At 63.1% G+C, this 16,785-nt stretch carries 12 protein-coding genes; 9 read left to right on the top strand and 3 right to left on the bottom strand.

The window, feature by feature from the left end:
• The first annotated feature begins 8 nt into the window (after window positions 1-8).
• The 9 genes from gsiB (at window position 9) to FB598_RS10675 (ending at window position 11,216) form a co-directional block, all read left to right on the top strand.
• Complete coding sequence (gene gsiB, locus FB598_RS10635; RefSeq protein ID WP_141914703.1) at window positions 9-1,580, top strand: glutathione ABC transporter substrate-binding protein GsiB; 1,572 nt, start codon at window positions 9-11, stop codon at window positions 1,578-1,580.
• A gap of 136 nt (window positions 1,581-1,716) precedes the next feature.
• Complete coding sequence (gsiC, locus tag FB598_RS10640; protein ID WP_141914702.1) at window positions 1,717-2,637, top strand: glutathione ABC transporter permease GsiC; 921 nt, start codon at window positions 1,717-1,719, stop codon at window positions 2,635-2,637.
• A 50-nt stretch (window positions 2,638-2,687) separates the two neighbouring features.
• Window positions 2,688-3,584: a glutathione ABC transporter permease GsiD gene (gene gsiD, locus FB598_RS10645; protein WP_221292303.1), complete on the top strand. Its 897-nt coding sequence runs from the start codon at window positions 2,688-2,690 to the stop codon at window positions 3,582-3,584.
• Entirely contained in the window at window positions 3,584-4,618 is a 1,035-nt protein-coding gene (locus tag FB598_RS10650; RefSeq protein ID WP_141914700.1) for a P1 family peptidase, read from the top strand. Before gsiD ends, FB598_RS10650 begins: the two co-directional genes overlap by 1 nt.
• 20 nt (window positions 4,619-4,638) lie before the next feature.
• Window positions 4,639-5,487: a M55 family metallopeptidase gene (locus tag FB598_RS10655; RefSeq protein WP_141914699.1), complete on the top strand. Its 849-nt coding sequence runs from the start codon at window positions 4,639-4,641 to the stop codon at window positions 5,485-5,487.
• A 925-nt stretch (window positions 5,488-6,412) separates the two neighbouring features.
• A complete protein-coding gene (locus FB598_RS10660; protein WP_141914698.1) occupies window positions 6,413-7,900 on the top strand; it encodes a SulP family inorganic anion transporter in 1,488 nt (495 codons plus the stop codon).
• Between the two features lie 162 nt (window positions 7,901-8,062).
• Window positions 8,063-9,043, top strand: coding sequence for a fimbrial protein (locus FB598_RS10665; RefSeq protein ID WP_141914697.1), 981 nt, complete (start codon window positions 8,063-8,065; stop codon window positions 9,041-9,043).
• 173 nt (window positions 9,044-9,216) lie between these two features.
• Window positions 9,217-10,275 carry a fimbrial protein gene (locus tag FB598_RS10670; RefSeq protein ID WP_183405840.1) on the top strand — a complete coding sequence of 353 codons (1,059 nt, stop codon included), beginning with the start codon at window positions 9,217-9,219 and terminating at the stop codon, window positions 10,273-10,275.
• A gap of 278 nt (window positions 10,276-10,553) precedes the next feature.
• Window positions 10,554-11,216 (top strand): DUF1120 domain-containing protein, encoded by a 663-nt coding sequence (locus FB598_RS10675; RefSeq protein WP_183405839.1) that lies wholly within the window; start codon window positions 10,554-10,556, stop codon window positions 11,214-11,216.
• 189 nt (window positions 11,217-11,405) lie between these two features.
• Here the strand turns inward: FB598_RS10675 and FB598_RS10680 are convergent, their stop codons facing one another.
• From FB598_RS10680 to FB598_RS10690, 3 genes are read right to left on the bottom strand one after another with little or no spacing between them, the layout of a single operon-like run.
• Window positions 11,406-11,909 (bottom strand): DUF1993 family protein, encoded by a 504-nt coding sequence (locus FB598_RS10680; protein WP_141914694.1) that lies wholly within the window; start codon window positions 11,907-11,909, stop codon window positions 11,406-11,408.
• Window positions 11,910-11,961: 52 nt separating this feature from the next.
• The gene (locus tag FB598_RS10685) at window positions 11,962-13,491 is read right to left on the bottom strand and encodes an efflux transporter outer membrane subunit (RefSeq protein WP_370454669.1); all 1,530 of its coding nucleotides are present in this window, start codon (window positions 13,489-13,491) and stop codon (window positions 11,962-11,964) included.
• A gap of 18 nt (window positions 13,492-13,509) precedes the next feature.
• Window positions 13,510-16,734, bottom strand: a complete 3,225-nt coding sequence (locus FB598_RS10690) for an efflux RND transporter permease subunit (RefSeq protein WP_141914693.1) — start codon at window positions 16,732-16,734, stop codon at window positions 13,510-13,512.
• Between the last annotated feature and the right edge of the window lie 51 nt (window positions 16,735-16,785).

A 16,785-nucleotide genomic window follows, 5' to 3' on the forward strand; every position in this document is an offset into this window, starting at 1 on the left:
AGAGACAGATGTCCGCAACCGCAAAAATGAAAGCCATGACCGCCGCCAAATGGCTGGCCATGGGCACCTTGGGTGCAGCCATGCAATTCGGCGCGGCCAACGCTTTTGCCGCCAAGACCGCGACCGTCGCGGTGGCTTCGACCTTCACCACGATGGACCCGTATGATGCCAACGACACGCTGTCGCTGTCGGTGACCAAGTCCTTCTACCAGGGCCTGTTCGGCTTCGACAAGGACATGAAGCTGATCCCGGTGCTGGCCGAAGGCTACCTGGTCAGCAAGGACGGACTGGAGTACACCTTCCGCCTGAAGCAAGGGGTGAAGTTCCATGACGGCACCATCTTCAAGGCCGATGCGGTGAAGGCCGTGTTCGACCGCGTCACCAATCCCGAGAACAAGCTCAAGCGCTATAACCTGTTCAACCGCATCGCCAAGACCGAGATCCTGAACGACTACACGGTCAAGGTCACATTGAAGGAGCCGTTCTCGGCCTTCATCAACGTACTGGCCCATCCCTCGGCGGTGATGATCTCGCCGGCCGCGCTGAAGCAGTACGGCAACAAGGACATCGCCTTCCATCCGGTCGGCACCGGCCCGTTCAAGTTCGTCGAGTGGAAGCAGACCGACTACCTGAAGGTGGCCAAGTTCGACGGCTACTGGAAGCAGGGCTACCCCAAGGTTGACGAAATCCTGTGGAAACCGGTGGTCGACAACAATTCGCGCGCGGCCATGATGCAGACCGGCGAAGCCCAGTTCACCTATCCGCTGCCGTATGAACAGGCCGACCTGCTCAAGAGCAAGGGCAACCTGGACGTGGTCGCAGGCCCGTCGATCATCCAGCGCTATATGTCGATGAACGTCAAGCAGAAGCCATTCGATAACCCGAAGGTGCGCGAGGCGATCAACTACGCCATCAACAAGCAGGCGCTGGCCAAGGTGGCGTTCAATGGTTACGCCGTGCCGATGGAGGGCGTGCTGCCGCAGGGCGTGGATTATGCCTACAAGACCGGCCCCTGGCCGTATGACGTGAAGAAGGCCAAGGCGCTGCTGGCCGAAGCCGGCTATCCGAACGGATTCGAGACAGAATTGTGGTCGGCCTACACCCACACGACTGCGGTGAAGGTGATCCAGTTCCTGCAGCAGCAACTGGCCCAGGTCGGCATCAAGACCAAGATCCAGGCCCTGGAAGCGGGCCAGCGCGTGGAGCGCGTGGAAAGCTGGCAGGATCCTGCCACTGCGCCGATCCGCCTGTTCTACGTCGGCTGGTCCTCCTCGACCGGTGAAGCCGACTGGGGCCTGCGTCCGTTGCTGGCTTCCGAATCATTCCCGCCGCGCCTGTTCAACACCGCCTATTACAAGAGCGACAAGGTCGACAGCGATATCGCCAAGGCGTTGACCCTGACCGACCGCAAGGAAAAGGAAGCGCTGTACAAGGATGCCCAGCAGGAAATCTGGAAGGATGCCCCGTGGGCCTTCCTGGTCACCGAAAAGCTGTTGTACGCACGCGCCAAGAACCTGAAGGGCATTTATGTGATGCCCGACCAGGCTTATGAGTTCGAGAACATCGAATTCACCAAGTAATGCCGCGTAAGCCAATGCGGTAACCGGTGCTGGATGGCTGCCATCCAGTGCCGGGACTTCAGGCAAGTGAGGGGCGAATGCCTCTCCCTCCTGTAACAAGCAGTATCCAAGGTTTCGATCCACCAGCGAGAGCTTCATGTTTTCCTATGTCATCAAGCGCCTGTTAGGCCTCATCCCCACGCTGCTGCTGGTGGCGGTATTGGTATTCCTGTTCATTCACCTGCTGCCGGGCGACCCGGCGCGGCTGGCGGCCGGCCCCGAGGCCGACGAGAAGACGGTGGCGCTGGTGCGCGCCGACCTCGGCCTGGACAAGCCTCTGCCTGAGCAATTCATCAGTTTCTTCGTCAATGCCGCCCAGGGTGACTTTGGCAAATCGATCCGCACCAAGCGCCCGGTTTCCGAAGAGATCGGCGCGCGCTTCTGGCCGACCTTGTGGCTGACGGTGGTGGCCATGGTCTGGGCGGTGCTGTTCGGCCTGGTCATCGGCATCTCATCGGCGGTGTGGCGCAACCAATGGCCCGACCGCTTGGGCATGACGCTGGCCGTATCCGGCATTTCCTTCCCGGCCTTTTCGCTGGGGATCCTGCTGATGCAGGTCTTTTCGGTGCAACTGGGCTGGCTGCCGACGGTGGGCGACGACACCTGGCGCCACTACATCCTGCCTTCGATCACGCTGGGCGCGGCGGTGGCGGCGGTGATGGCGCGCTTCACGCGTTCTTCCTTCATCGAGATCCTGCAGGAGGATTTCGTGCGCACCGCGCGCGCCAAGGGTTTGTCGGAGAAGGTGGTGGTCATCAAGCACTGCCTGCGCAATGCCCTGATCCCGGTGGTCACCATGATGGGCTTGCAGTTCGGCTTCCTGCTGGGCGGCGCGATCCTGGTCGAGGTGGTGTTCAACTGGCCGGGCATGGGGCGCCTGCTGGTGGACGCCGTCGAGATGCGCGACTATCCGGTGATCCAGGCCTCGATCCTGCTGTTCTCGCTCGAATTCATTTTCATCAACCTGGTGGTGGACGTGCTGTATGCCGTGATCAACCCCAGCATCCGTTTCAAGTGAGGTAAGCCGTGTCTCTGTCCAATGCTCCCATTTCCGAGACCGGCGCGCCGCTGCCGCCGCCCGACCCGTCGGCGGTGGCTGCCGTCTCCGGCCAGAAGATCCGCACGCCGTGGCGCGAGTTCTGGCGCAAGTTCAGGAAGCAGCACCTGGCGATGTATGCCGGCGGCTTCGTGTTGTTCCTGGTGCTGCTGGCGATCTTCGCGCCGCTGATCGTGCCTTTCGATCCGGAAAACTTCTTCGACTACGATGCGCTCAATTCGCCGCCGACCTGGACGCACTGGTTCGGCGTCGACGCGCTGGGGCGCGACATCTTCAGCCGCATCATCGCCGGCACCCGCATCTCGCTGGCCTCGGGTTTCCTGTCGGTGGCCATCGGCGCGGTGATCGGCACGGTGTTCGGCTTGCTGGCCGGTTACTACGAGGGCTGGTGGGACCGCATCACCATGCGCATCTGCGACGTGCTGTTCGCCTTTCCCGGCATCCTGCTGGCCATCGGCATCGTCGCCATCCTCGGCGGCGGCATGCTCAACGTTATCATCTCGGTCTCGGTGTTCAGCATCCCGGCCTTCGCGCGGCTGGTGCGCGGCAATACGCTGCAGTTGAAGAACCTGACCTATATCGAAGCCGCGCGCAGCATCGGCGCCTCCGACATGACGATCATGTGGCGCCATATCTTCCCCGGCACGGTGTCGTCCATCGTGGTGTATTTCACGATGCGCATCGGCACTTCCATCATCACCGCCGCCGGCCTGTCTTTCCTCGGCCTGGGGGCGCAGTCGCCCACGCCGGAGTGGGGCCTGATGCTCAATGAGTCGCGCGCCGACATGATCACGTCGCCGCATATCGCACTCTTCCCCAGCATCGCCATCTTCCTGACGGTGCTGGCCTTCAACCTGCTGGGCGACGGCCTGCGCGACGCGCTCGATCCCAAGATCGACCAGCGCTGATGGATGCGCCGCATATCGGCCGGCTCGCCGCCGGCCCGCGCAACAGCATCGCCGATGTCGAAGGCGTGACGGTCGGCCATTGCACGCTGGACGACGGGCCGGTGCAGACCGGCGTGACGGTGGTGTCGCCGCATGGCGGCAACCTGTTTGCGCACAAGCTGCCGGCGGCGGCGGTTGTCATCAACGGCTTCGGCAAGAGCGCCGGGCTGGTGCAGCTGGAAGAGCTTGGCACGCTGGAAACGCCGATCGCGCTGACCAATACCTTTGCCGTGGGGACCATCGTCACCGCGCAGATCCGCCATGCCCTGCAGGCCAATCCGGAGATCGGCCGCAGCCAGCCCACGGTCAACCCGCTGGTGATGGAATGCAATGACGGCTACCTCAACGACTTGCATGCCTTCGCCGTGCAGGAGGCGCATTTCCGGCAGGCGCTGGCGGCGTTGTCCGCTGACGTGCAGCAAGGTGCGGTGGGGGCGGGACGCGGCATGTCCAGCTTCGGCATGAAGGGCGGCATCGGCAGCGCTTCGCGCATTGTCGCCGTCGGCGCCGGCGACAATGCATTCACCGTGGGCGCGCTGGTGCTATCGAATTTCGGCAGGTTGCAGGATCTGATCCTGGACGGGCAGCCGCTGGGCCGCGCCTTGGCCATGGCCGTGGCCGAACCTGCGGAGCAGGCGCCCGAGAAGGGGTCCATCATCATGCTCCTTGCCACCGACGCGCCGCTCGACGGGCGCCAGTTGAAGCGCCTGTCCACCCGTGCCGGCGCCGGCCTGGCGCGTACCGGTTCGGTCTACGGCCATGGCAGCGGCGATATCGCGCTGGCCTTTTCCACCGCCCAGCAGATCGAGGCCGGCAACGAGTGCCTGAACATGGCGCTGCTGCCAGACCATCTGCTGGATCCGCTGTTCCATGCCGCCGCCGACAGCGTCGAGCAGGCCATTGTCAATGCGCTGTTCGCCGCGCAGACCGTGCGCGGCCGCGACGGCCGCGTGCGCGAATGCCTGCGCGAGCGGCTGGCGCGCCTGCCATCCTGATTGATTTTTCGGACTACATCATGCATACCGTCAAGCGCGCCAACATCCTGGTTTCGGTCGATATCGAAGGCGTTGCCGGCGTCTTCCATCCCGAGCAGACCCGTCCCGGCAATGGCGAATACGAACGCGCGCGGCGCTGGATGACCGAAGAGGCTAACGCCGTCATCCGCGGCGCGCTGGCTGCCGGCGCCACGGCCGTCAAGGTCAACGATTCGCACGGGGGCTTTCGTAACCTGTTGCCCGAGCTGCTGTTGCCGCAAGCGCGCATGGTGCTGGGCAAGCCGCGCGTGCTGGGCATGATGGGCGGCGTCGACCAGGAGGTCGATGCGGCGATGCTGGTGGGCTACCATTCGCGCGCCCAGGGGCGCGGCATCCTGGCGCACACCACCAACAGCTTCGCTTTCGCGCGCGTCTGGCTGGGCGGGCAGGAAATGGGCGAGGCCGGCTTGTACGGCGCCCTGGCCGGCGAGCATGGCGTGCCGGTGATCTTCGGCAGCGGCGACGATGCTTTTGTGGAAGAGAACCGGCCGCTGTTTCCGCATGCGGTATTTGCCGAAACCAAAAAAGCTTACGGCGCCAACAGCGGCGATACGCTGTCGCCCGCGCAATCCTGCGCACTGCTGGAAACGCGTGCCAAGGAGGCGGTGGCGCAATGGCTGGCGCAGCCATCGGCCATGCCGTCGCTGATCTTGCCCGGGCCGCTGCGTTGCCGGTTGCAGGCGCAGAGCGTGGCGCTGGCCGATCTGTTCAGCCAGTTGCCCATCCTCGAACGGGTGGATAACGTTACGGTGGAGTTTGATGCGCCTACGGCTGAATATGCGGTGCGGGTATTGAATAGTCTGTCGGCGATGTCGGCTATGTTGCGTTGAGTGGCGTTACTTTTTGCTTTGCGATGCCGCTGTGTGTTGGTGTACTGGCTTGATGTTTTTTGGGTAGTCTGCTCTTGCTGCTGGTCGATGTACTGGCTTTAGTCTTTTCTTTCTCCGGTCGAAGCGGAGCGCCGGGTGCGGCCCGGCAGCCGCTCACTTTCTTTGGCCCGCCAAAGAAAGTAAGCAAAGAAAGGCGGCCCCTAAGTGCCAGCCCCTTCGGGGTACCCGTTGGAGCGCCATGAAAAATGGGCGAGGCAGAGTCGCTACGCTCCGACTGCCTCGCTGATCCATTTTTAATGGCACTCCAACGGCTGGCCCACAAGGGGAGAAAACCTGAACGCCTCGCCTACGGCATCGGGCTTGGGAGGGGCGTTGCGCGTTGGCGCCATTCCTTGAACCAAGCTGGCCGCAAGCTTGGCGATGCCGAAGGCGAGCCGGTTACCGAGTCCGCATCTAACCAGCCGGCGGAGTGGGCAAAAAAATGGATCAGCAAGGCAGTCGGAGCGAAGCGACTCTGCCTTGCCCATTTTTTTGCCCACTCCGTCGGGGACCCCGAAGGGGCTGGGTAGTTGCGGTTGCCTTTCTTTGCTTACTTTCTTTGGCGAAGCAAAGAAAGTGAGCGGCTGCCGGGCCGCACCCGGCGCTCCGCTTAGACCGGAGAAAGATAAGCATAGAGCCAGTACATCTGCACGCAGCAAGACCAAGCTACCCAAATAAATAAACTACACGCTAGAGACTCTCTTTGGATGTGCATATTTATGGCGCATGCGCTCGATAGCCGTTGATGCACAATAAAAGCCGCTGGTTCTCTTATTGCGTTGCAGTAAAATGACGCCTTCATCGCATGCCGGCGACCGTCGGCTATGTTCTACACTGACCAGACCTACATCCGGCCCGCCATCCGCGGCAGGCCTTCGCCGCCGCCATGACCGATGCCGCCGTCTCATCCTCGCCCACTCCCTCACGCCTGCGCGACTTCCGCCAGAACACGCTGGCCGGCCTGACCACCGCCTTCGCCCTGGTGCCGGAGTGCATCGCGTTCGCCCTGGTGGCGCAGTTGAACCCGCTGATGGGGCTGTATGGCGCCTTTTTCATCTGCACCATCACCGCGCTGTTCGGCGGCCGGCCGGGGATGATTTCCGGCGCCGCCGGTTCGATGGCGGTGGTGATCGTGGCGCTGGTGGCGCAGCATGGGGCGCAATACTTCCTGGCCACGGTGCTGCTGTCGGGCCTGGTGATGGCGCTGTTCGGCGCGCTGCGCCTGGGCAAGCTGGTGCGCATGGTGCCGCATCCGGTGATGCTGGGTTTCGTCAACGGCCTGGCCATTGTGATCGCACTGGCGCAACTCGAACACTTCCGCCATGCCACCCCGACCGGCCCGGTATGGCTGCAAGGCACGCCACTGGCCATCATGCTGGGCCTGACCCTGCTCACCATGCTGATCACCTGGCTGTTGCCGCGCGTGACCCGCGCGGTGCCGCCGGCGCTGGCGGCGATCCTCGGCGTCGGCTTGCTGGTGCAACTGACGGGACTGCATACGCCGACGCTGGGCGACATGGCCAGGATCGCCGGCGGCCTGCCGCTGTGGCATTTCCCCGAGGTGCCGATGAACCTGGAGACCTTGCGCATCATCGCCCCGTACGCGGTGCTGATGGCCATTGTCGGCCTGCTGGAAACCCTGCTTACTTTCAACCTCACCGACGAGATCACCGCCAGCCGCGGCCAGCCTAATCGAGAATGCCTGGCGCTGGGCGCGGCCAATGTGGCGTCGGGCCTGTTCGGCGGCATGGGCGGTTGCGCCATGATCGGCCAGACCATGATCAACCTCGGCTCGGGCGGCCGTTCGCGCCTGTCCGGCGTGGTGGCCGGGGTGATGATCCTGATGTTCATCCTGTTCCTGGCGCCGGCCATCGAACGCATCCCGCTGGCCGCGCTGGCCGGCGTGATGTTCGTGGTGGCGCAGGAAACCTTCGCCTGGGGCTCGCTGCGGGTGCTGGGCAAGGTGCCCAGGAACGACGCCATCGTGATCGTCGCCGTGACCGTCATCACCGTCTTCACCGACCTGGCCGTGGCGGTGCTGTGCGGCATCGTGATCGCCGCGCTCAACTTCGCCTGGGAACATGCGCGCGAGATCCGCGCCGACGTGACCGACAATGCCGATGGCTCGCGCACCTACCTGCCGCACGGCACGCTGTTCTTCGCTTCGACTGCCCACTTCCTCGAACTGTTCGACCCGCAGCGCGATCCGCAGCAGGTCGTGCTGGATTGCCGCCATCTGCGGCTGGCGGACCATTCGGCGATCGCGGCGATGCAAACGCTGAGCGAACGCTATGCCAGGGCCGGCAAGGGCTTGCGGCTGGAATCCTTGTCCAGGCGTTGCCAGGCGCTGTTGCAGCGGGCCGGCGCAGCATAAGGAGATTCGTCGGCAAGGCCGGCCGTTCTTCCTTGCGTCGTTCGCCGGTGTGAACTTTGTCAGTGCCCGCCGCGCATTTGAGACTATTCCTATCGTGCCGCGCGGGCGTCTGGCCTAGACTGCGATCCTGTCGTTTATTTTCGCCGGGATCGGGACTTCGCCATGTTCATGTCATCTTTGGGGCGCCTGTTGCTGGTCGCGGCGGCGCTGTGTATGTGTTCTTTCACCGCGCGGGCGGAGTGTCGGCAGGCAGAGACTGCTAGTGTGATGGTGGACATTCCAAGAGAGGCCATATCGATACCGTCCAATGCCAAGGCGGGTGATGTCCTTTACGACCGGATCGTGCCGTTCCAGATTGTCTTCGGGCAAGCCCCGCTCCATCTGCAATGCTCCGGTCCCACGCCTAACTATCTGTTTTTATTCAACGATTGCACGAGCAAGATATGCATGACGGAGAATGCCTCCATGGGGATCACTGTCGACCTGGACCTACCCAATTATGAGCCCGGTTGGCAGCGGTACAGGCTGCCGGATGGCGACTTGTCAGAGCCGATCAATGTCAAGGCGCGGGTGCGGGTCCACGCGTTGAGGGATTCCAGGGGCCTCAACAGCGGCACCGTGTTCTACTATGGTCGCGGCCCTACGGCCATATCGGCGTGGCCCCCCATATCGAGCAGGGGAGCGACCGGTTGGTACTTCAGGACAAACGGTCTTTATGCGGTCCGAACGACCTGTGAGATGACGGCGCCCGACGTGGTCACCCTGCCCACAGTGGCGAGCAAGGAGCTGACGGGAATAGGTTCGACCGCCAAACCCAAGGACTTCAATATCACCCTCAATTGCTCCGGGGAGCGACAAGTATCCGACATTGGCGTTGCCTTCAGTCCGGCATATAGGCATCCTTCCGGTGCGCCGGGGGTGATCGCCACGGATATCGGGAACGGCAACGCCAACAACGTCGCCTTCCAGATCATCAACAAAACGACGCAAAGGCCGATCGAATTCGGCCAGCTTGAGCGAGGTACCCGAATGGTCAATGGCACCGCCCAGTACCCCTTCACCGTGCAGTACTACCAGACCGGCGCGACCATCGCGCCAGGGCCGGTACGCGGGCGTGTGGTGGTGAGGGTCCAGATGCAATAGCGGATCAGCGCGCGGTCGGGCCTCCTGGCCCTTTGGCGAACGGCTTGCTTCGGAAGAGGCGGGTCGTTTTCTTTTTACGGGTGCCGGTAGAGCGCATTGGGTTTGAGATTATTCTCATGGTGGGATGCGCAGGATATTTGGACAATCTAGGCTTTCCCAAGGAGCGAGTCGTGTTGTCCAAACCTAATCGCTTACCGGCCGCCATGCTGCTTCTGTTGACCGCCGGTTCCGCTTACGGTGCTTGCACTCTCGTGCGAGTGCCTGCCGATCAAGAAATCCAAGGCCAGGAAGTGATTTATACATTTCCGAATGGCCGTGTTTCGATTCCGCGCAATTTACCGGTCGGAAGCGTTATTGCGCGTGCGCCGATTCGCAGTATCACTAAAACTGGCCAGGCTTTGCAATGTCAACCGGGAGATCGCGTACGAGAGACTGTTAATGCGGCCACGGATACTCGTAATGATGGAATCAACGGCTATCTGAGAAGGGGAGACGGTTCCATGACCGATGCCGGAGTCGCTTATCGTGTCCTTCAATCCGACGGCAATCCTATGCAGTTGACCAGCGTTTCGGCGTGGCCAACGAATGGGGGGGCTTGGGGGTCATCAGCTGCGCTTGTCAGAAGATACGCTGCGGAAATCGTACTGGTGAAAACTTCGGATGTCGTCCATTCCGGGACGGTATTTCCGGCGGGACTCAAGCGGCGTATCAATGCTGTCGATTTTAACAATGCTGCCGGCGGCCGCCTGGTTGCGGCCACGATGACAACTACCAACAGCGTGACAATCGTGCCGCAGACCTGCGAGATGACATCCCCGGCAACGGTGTCGCTGGGCAATCACCGCAGAACGGCATTCACTGGCGTAGGCAGCACCACGCCGACCACCTCCTTCAGGATCAGCATTGACTGCACCGGCGTACAAACCGCCGTTCACATGACCATGAGCGATCCGAGCAATGTCGCCAATCGCAGCAGCACCTTGCCGCTGACGAGCACGTCGACCGCCTCGGGCATCGGCGTCCAAATATTGCGCGGTTCGACCGATACGCTGGTCAGTTTCGGCCCGGATTCCGCAGTCGCAGGCAACCCGAACCAGTTCAAACTGTTCGATGCGACTGCGGCTACTCCTACCCATATCGAGACTTTCAGGGCGCGTTACGTGCAGACTGCGGAGAAGGTAGAGCCGGGTACGGCTAATAGCGTGGTCACCATGACCATGTCTTATCAGTAGCATTGGGTGCAACAGCCGGCAGGGTGAATGCCGGTGCCGAGGTCAATTTCCCCTTTTTATTAATCACGCCATTTATTCAATCAATACCGAGCTCAGTGATGGCCGGCTTGTATCGGGATGATACAAGCCGGGGTTTTATTGTCTTTTTGAAACAAAAGACAAATGTTATTTGAGATTATTCTCATATGAATACGAGAAACGAATTGGCAAACTGAGGTCACTGCATCAAGTAAACGAAGTCCGCATATCGCGGGACTTTGCCCATGGGAGGGGCAACCATGAAAAAATCAATCGCCTTTATGTGCATCGGCATGCTGCTGTGTTCCGCCGCTGTATCGGCGGCGCCCAGTACCGAAGTAAAGGTCAGCGGTAAGGTGACTCCGGCCGCTTGTTCGCTCGAGATTGGCAATAGGGGTTATGTGGTCTATGGGCTGATTGCCAGTGCCAGCATCAACAAAACCTCCAATACGACATTGCCGACCCAGAGTGCAAGTTTCTCGATTACATGCGATCAACCGATAAGAATCGCGCTGTCCTTCACGGACAATCGCGCAGGCAGTAAGGTGCCGGGCCTGTTCCGGTACACCAATGCCGCGTATTCCGGCTGGTACGGGGATCAGGCGATGTATGGGCTGGGCACGGTTGGCAACAAGAATATCGGCGCTTTCCAATTGGGTCTTGCCAATGTCAGGCATGATCGCGGCAATACTTATGGGTTGATATCGACGTCGAGCGCGGCCGATGCCCACTGGGGTTATAACTCTACCAACCTGCTCGCCGCCGGCGAGTGGTATGGCTGGGGTGGCTCTACGGTAGCCCCCCTGAAAACCATCACGGGCGAGCTGACGGTGACACCGGTGTTGGAACAGGGCCAGAATTTGCCGACCGGCGAAGAAATCAACTTTGACGGTTCGGTCACGATGGAGGTGCGCTACCTTTGAGCGCGATGGCCGGGCGCGGTCATGGCGTGGTGTGGCAGGTAGGAACATCGGGACATTCCGCTTGCGCGGATGACGTCCGCCATCCGTTCGCCTTAAAAAAAGCCCGCCAACGGCGGGCAAGTACCACGGGAAATTGCTGAATCCGTCACGGCCCGCATCGCAGGATGCGGGCCGTTTCCTTTGTGCGGCCTACAGGCCGAGATAATCCATCTTGCCCAGCTTGACGCCCCGGTGGCGCAGGATGCCGTAGGCGGTGACGACGTGGAACATGAAGTTGGGCAGGCCGAACTGGGTCAGGTAAGCCTGGCCGCTCATGGCGTGTTCTTCGCCGCGCAGCATCATCTTGACCTTGCGTTCTTCCTGGCCGTCGATGGCGTCGGCCGGGATGCCTTCGAGGAACACGATGGTCTTGTTGATGCGCGCCTGCAGTTCGTCGAAGGTGATTTCGTCGTCCGGGAAGTTGGGCGCGGCCAGGCCGGACAGGCGGCTGGCGGTGGCCTTGGCGGTATCGCTGGCGCGCTGGATCTGGGCCGACAGCGGATACATGTCGTCGAACAGACGGGCACCGGTCAGTTCGGCCGGTTCCAGCTTGTGTTCGTCGGCGTGCTGCTCGGCCTTGTCGAGCAGGGTGGACAGGGTTTGCAGGCCGCGGATGAGGAACGGGATGCTGGCTTGGTGCAGGGTGATGGGCATGGCGTTTTTCCTTTCTGTGCTGCCGTCTCCGTTCTTACGGGGACGGCAGCGTTCATTTTGCGGATGACAATTGGGTGGCCGCGGGCAACTCGCCCCAGCCGCCGCCCAGGGCGCGGATCAGGTTGACGGTCGAACGCGCGCGTTCGCCATCCAGTTGCACCGAGACGCGTTGCTGCTGCAGCACGGTGCGGTCGGCGTCGATCACGTCGAAATAGCTGACCGCGCCTTCCCGGTATTGCGTGTGCGACAGCTTGGCGGCGCGCGCCGAGGCGGCCACGGCTTCGTCCTGCGCGCGGTTCTGGTCGCCCAGGATGCGCAGGTTGGCCAGGTTGTCTTCCACTTCGCGGAAGGCGTTCAAGACCGTGCCGCGATAGCTGGCGACCTGTTCCTCGTAACTGGCGCGGGCGCGGTCGACCCCGGCCTGGCGGCGGCCGCCGTCGAACAGCGGCATGCTCAACGCGGTACCCACCAGCGGGCCCAGCAGGAAGGTGCGGCTGGACCAGTTGAACAGGTCGCCCAGTTGGGCCGACTCGTAGCCGAGGCCGCCGGTCAGGTTCAGGCTGGGGAAGAAGGCCGATTTGGCCACGCCGACGCGGGCGTTGGCGGCGGCCATCGCGCGTTCGGCGGCGGCGATGTCCGGGCGGCGTTCAAGCAGCGCCGAGGGCAGGCCGGCCGGGATGCCGATCGAGATGCGCGTGAGCGGACGGGCCGGCAGCGAGAACTCGGCCGGCGTGCTGCCCAACAGGATCGCCAGCGCGTGCTCGGCGCTGGCGCGCTGGCGCATGATGCCGAGCGCTTCCGATTGCGCCGAGGCCAGTTCCGATTTGGCGCGCGCGACGTCGACCTCGCTGATGTCGCCCTCGTCGAAGCGGCGCTGCACCAGTTTGAGCGACTGGCCGCGCAGCTCCACGGTGCCGCGGTACAGCTCCAGCGCCGCATCCAGCTCGCGCACCTGGAAGTATTGCTGGGCGACGTCGGCCTGCAGCGCCAGCAGCACCGAATGGAACAGCGCTTCGCTGCGCTGGGCGTCGGCGGTGGCGGCATCGACGTTGGACGAGACGCGGCCGAACAGGTCGACTTCATACGACACGCCGACCTGCGCGCGGTACAGCGTGAACGGCTGCGTGTTGGCGTCGGCCGGCAAGCCTTGCGAAGCCGGGGAGGGCCGCTGGCGGGTGGCGCCGATGCCGGCGTCCACCTGCGGGAAGTAGCCCGAGCGCGCATCGCGGGTCAGGGCGCGCGCCTGGCCCAAACGGGCCGCGGCCGCCTTGAGGTCCTGGTTGGCTTGCTGGGCGCGCTCTTCCAGCGTGTTCAGGCTGTCGTCGTTGAAGATTTTCCACCATTCTCCGCGGGCGATGTCTTCGGCCGGCTGGGCCGCCTTCCATTGGCTGCCGTTTTCGCCGGCGGCTTCCTTGAAGGCGGCCGGGGTATCGACCGAGGGACGCTCGTAGGTCGGTGCCACCGAGCAGCCGGCCAGCACCAGCAGTGCGGCCAGCAGCGCGGAGCCGATCCGCGCCGGGCGCAGCAGGCGGCCAGCCAGGCCGAGGCCCGGGGCGGGGGAGTTCATGTTGATTGCATTCATTTTTCTACTCCAGAGAAATCAGCGGTCTTCCTGCGAACCGGGGGCGGCATGCGCGGCCTGCGGCACGTGCGAGCCGGCGGTCATCGGCGCCTCATGGTGCGAGGCCGAGTGCAGCTTGCGGCGGTTCAGGGTGCGCAGCAGCACGTAGAACACCGGGGTCAGGAACAGACCGAACAAGGTCACGCCCAGCATCCCGAAGAACACCGCGATGCCCATCGCATAGCGCATTTCCGAACCGGCGCCGGTGGAGGTCACCAGCGGCACCACGCCCATGATGAAAGCGATCGAGGTCATCAGGATCGGACGCAGGCGCAGGCGGCTGGCTTCGATCGCGGCTTGCACCGCGGTGCGGCCCTGCATTTCCAGTTCGCGGGCGAACTCGACGATCAGGATCGCGTTCTTGGCCGACAGTCCCACCAGCACCATCAGGCCGATCTGGGTGAAGATGTTGTTGTCGCCGCGGGTCAGCCAGACGCCGGTCAGGGCCGCCAGGATGCTCATGGGCACGATCAGGATCACCGCCAGCGGCAGGGTCAGGCTCTCATACAGCGCGGCCAGCACCAGGAACACCAGCAGCACGCTGATCGGGAACACCCACACGCCGGCATTGCCCGCCAGGATCTTCTGGTAAGTCAGGTCGGTCCATTCGAACTTGATGCCGCGCGGCAGGGTCGCCGCCGCCACGCGTTCGGCTGCGGCCTGGGCCTGGTCGCTCGAATAGCCCGGCGCCGGGCCGCCGTTGATGTCGGCGGCGGTATAGCCGTTGTAGCGCACCACCATTTCCGGGCCGAAGGTCTGCTTGACCTTGACCACCGACGACAGCGGCACCATTTCGCCGGCTTCGTTGCGGGTCTTCAGCTGCAGGATGTCGTCGGCCTTGGCGCGGAACGGAGCGTCAGCCTGGGCGCGCACCTGGTAGACGCGGCCGAAGCGGTTGAAGTCGTTCACATACAGCGAGCCGAGGTAGATCTGCATGGTGTTGAACACGTCGGTCACCGGGATGCCCAGTTGCTTGGCCTTGATGCGGTCGAGGTCGACGTCCAGTTGCGGCACGTTGATCTGGTAGCTGGAGAACATCGGGCCCAGCGCCGGTTCCTTGGCGGCGGCCTTCATGAACTCCTGCGCGGCTTTGTCCAGTTCGGCATAGCCCAGCGCATCGCGGTCTTCGATCTGCATCTTGAAACCGCCCAGCGTGCCCAGGCCCATCACCGGCGGCGGCGGGAATACGGCGGTGAAGGCTTCCTTGATGCCGCCGAACTTCTTGTTGAGCGAGGCGGCGATGGCGTTGCCCGACAGTTCCTTGGACTTGCGTTCCTCGAAGGGCTTCAGGCCCACGAACACGATGCCGGCCGAAGAGCTGTTGGTGAAGCCGTTGATCGACAGGCCGGGGAAGGCGATGGCGCTGTCCACGCCGGGTTCCTTCAACATGATGTCGCTCATCTTGCGCATCACGTCTTCGCTGCGGTCGATCGAGGCGCCGTTGGGCAATTGCGCGAAGGCCACCAGGTATTGCTTGTCCTGGCCCGGCACGAAACCGCCCGGCACGATGTAGGCGATGCCCACGGTGGCCGCCAGCAGTATCGCGTACACGCCCATGGTCGTGCCCTTGCGCTTGATCACGCCGGTCACGCCGCGGCCGTAGTTGTCCGAGGCGCGGTTGAAGAAGCGGTTGAAGCGGACGAAGAAGCCGCCCAGGAAACGGTCCATCACGCGGGTCAGCCAGTCCGGCTTCTCGCCGTGGCCCTTCAACAGCATGGCGGCCAGCGCCGGCGACAGGGTCAGCGAGTTGAAGGCCGAGATCACCGTCGAGATGGCGATGGTCATGGCGAACTGCTTGTAGAACTGGCCGGTCAGGCCGGTCATGAAGGCCAGCGGCACGAACACCGCCACCAGCGTCAGGGCGATGGCGATGATCGGGCCCGAGACTTCCTGCATGGCGCGGTAGGTCGCTTCGCGCGGCGAAAGGCCGGCGGAGATGTTGCGCTCGACGTTTTCCACCACCACGATGGCGTCATCGACCACGATGCCGATGGCCAGCACCATGCCGAACAGCGACAGCGCGTTGATGGTGTAGCCGAAGCCCAGCATCAGCGAGAAGGTGCCGATGATGGAGACCGGCACCGCCAGCAGCGGAATGATCGAGGCGCGCCAGGTCTGCAGGAAGATGATCACCACGATCACCACCAGCAGGATCGCTTCCAACAGCGTATGCACCACCGCTTCGATGGAAGCGCGCACGAACTGGGTCGGGTCATACACGATGCGGTACTGGACCGAGCTGGGGAAGTCGGCCGAGAGTTCCTTCATCGCCGCGCGCACCTGGGTGGACACGTCCAGCGCATTGGCGCCGGGCGCCTGGAAGATCGGGATGGCCACCGCCGGCTTGTTGTCCAGCAGCGAGCGCAGGCCGTATTCGGAGGCGGCCAGTTCCACCCGGGCGACGTCGCCCAGCTTGGTCACGGCGCCGTCGGGCGAGCCCTTGAGGATGATGTCGCGGAACTCGGCTTCGGTCTTGAGGCGGCCTTGCGCGTTCACGGACAGCTGCACCGGCACGTCGGGCGAACTGGGCGAGGCGCCGATCACGCCGGCGGCCACCTGCACGTTCTGCTCGCGGATGGAGCGGATCACGTCGGAGGCGGTCAGGCCGCGCTGGGCCACCTTGTTCGGGTCCAGCCACACGCGCATGGCGTAGTTGCCGGAACCGAACAGGCCCACTTCACCCACGCCCTGGATGCGCGCCAGGCGATCCTTGACGTTCAGGACCGCGTAGTTGCGCAGGTAGGTGGTGTCGTAACGGTTGTCGGGCGAGATCAGGTGTACCACCATGGTCAGCGTGGGCGAGGACTTGATGGTTGTCACGCCCAGCCGCTGCACGTCTTCCGGCAGGCGCGGCAGCGCTTGCGCGACGCGGTTCTGCACCAGCTGCTGGGCCTTGTCTGGATCGACGCCCAGGCGGAAGTTGACGGTGATGGTCAGGTTGCCGTCGCTGTTGGCCTGCGACTGCATGTACAGCATGTTTTCCACGCCGTTGATCTGCTCTTCCAGCGGCGAGGCCACGGTTTCGGCGATCACCTTGGGGTTGGCGCCGGGGTACTGCGCGCGCACCACCACCGAGGGCGGCACCACTTCGGGATATTCCGAAATGGGCAGCTGGAACATGGCCAGCACGCCGCCCAGCAATAGCAGTACCGACAGCACGCCCGCGAAGATCGGGCGGTCGATAAAGAATTTTGAGATATTCATGTTCAGGTTCCTTCAGCTTTTCTGGATGTCAAAGCTGTTGTTTTTCTTGAA

Origin of the sequence: Herbaspirillum sp. SJZ106, from assembly GCF_006715495.1 — a bacterium.
GTDB lineage: Bacteria > Pseudomonadota > Gammaproteobacteria > Burkholderiales > Burkholderiaceae_D > Herbaspirillum.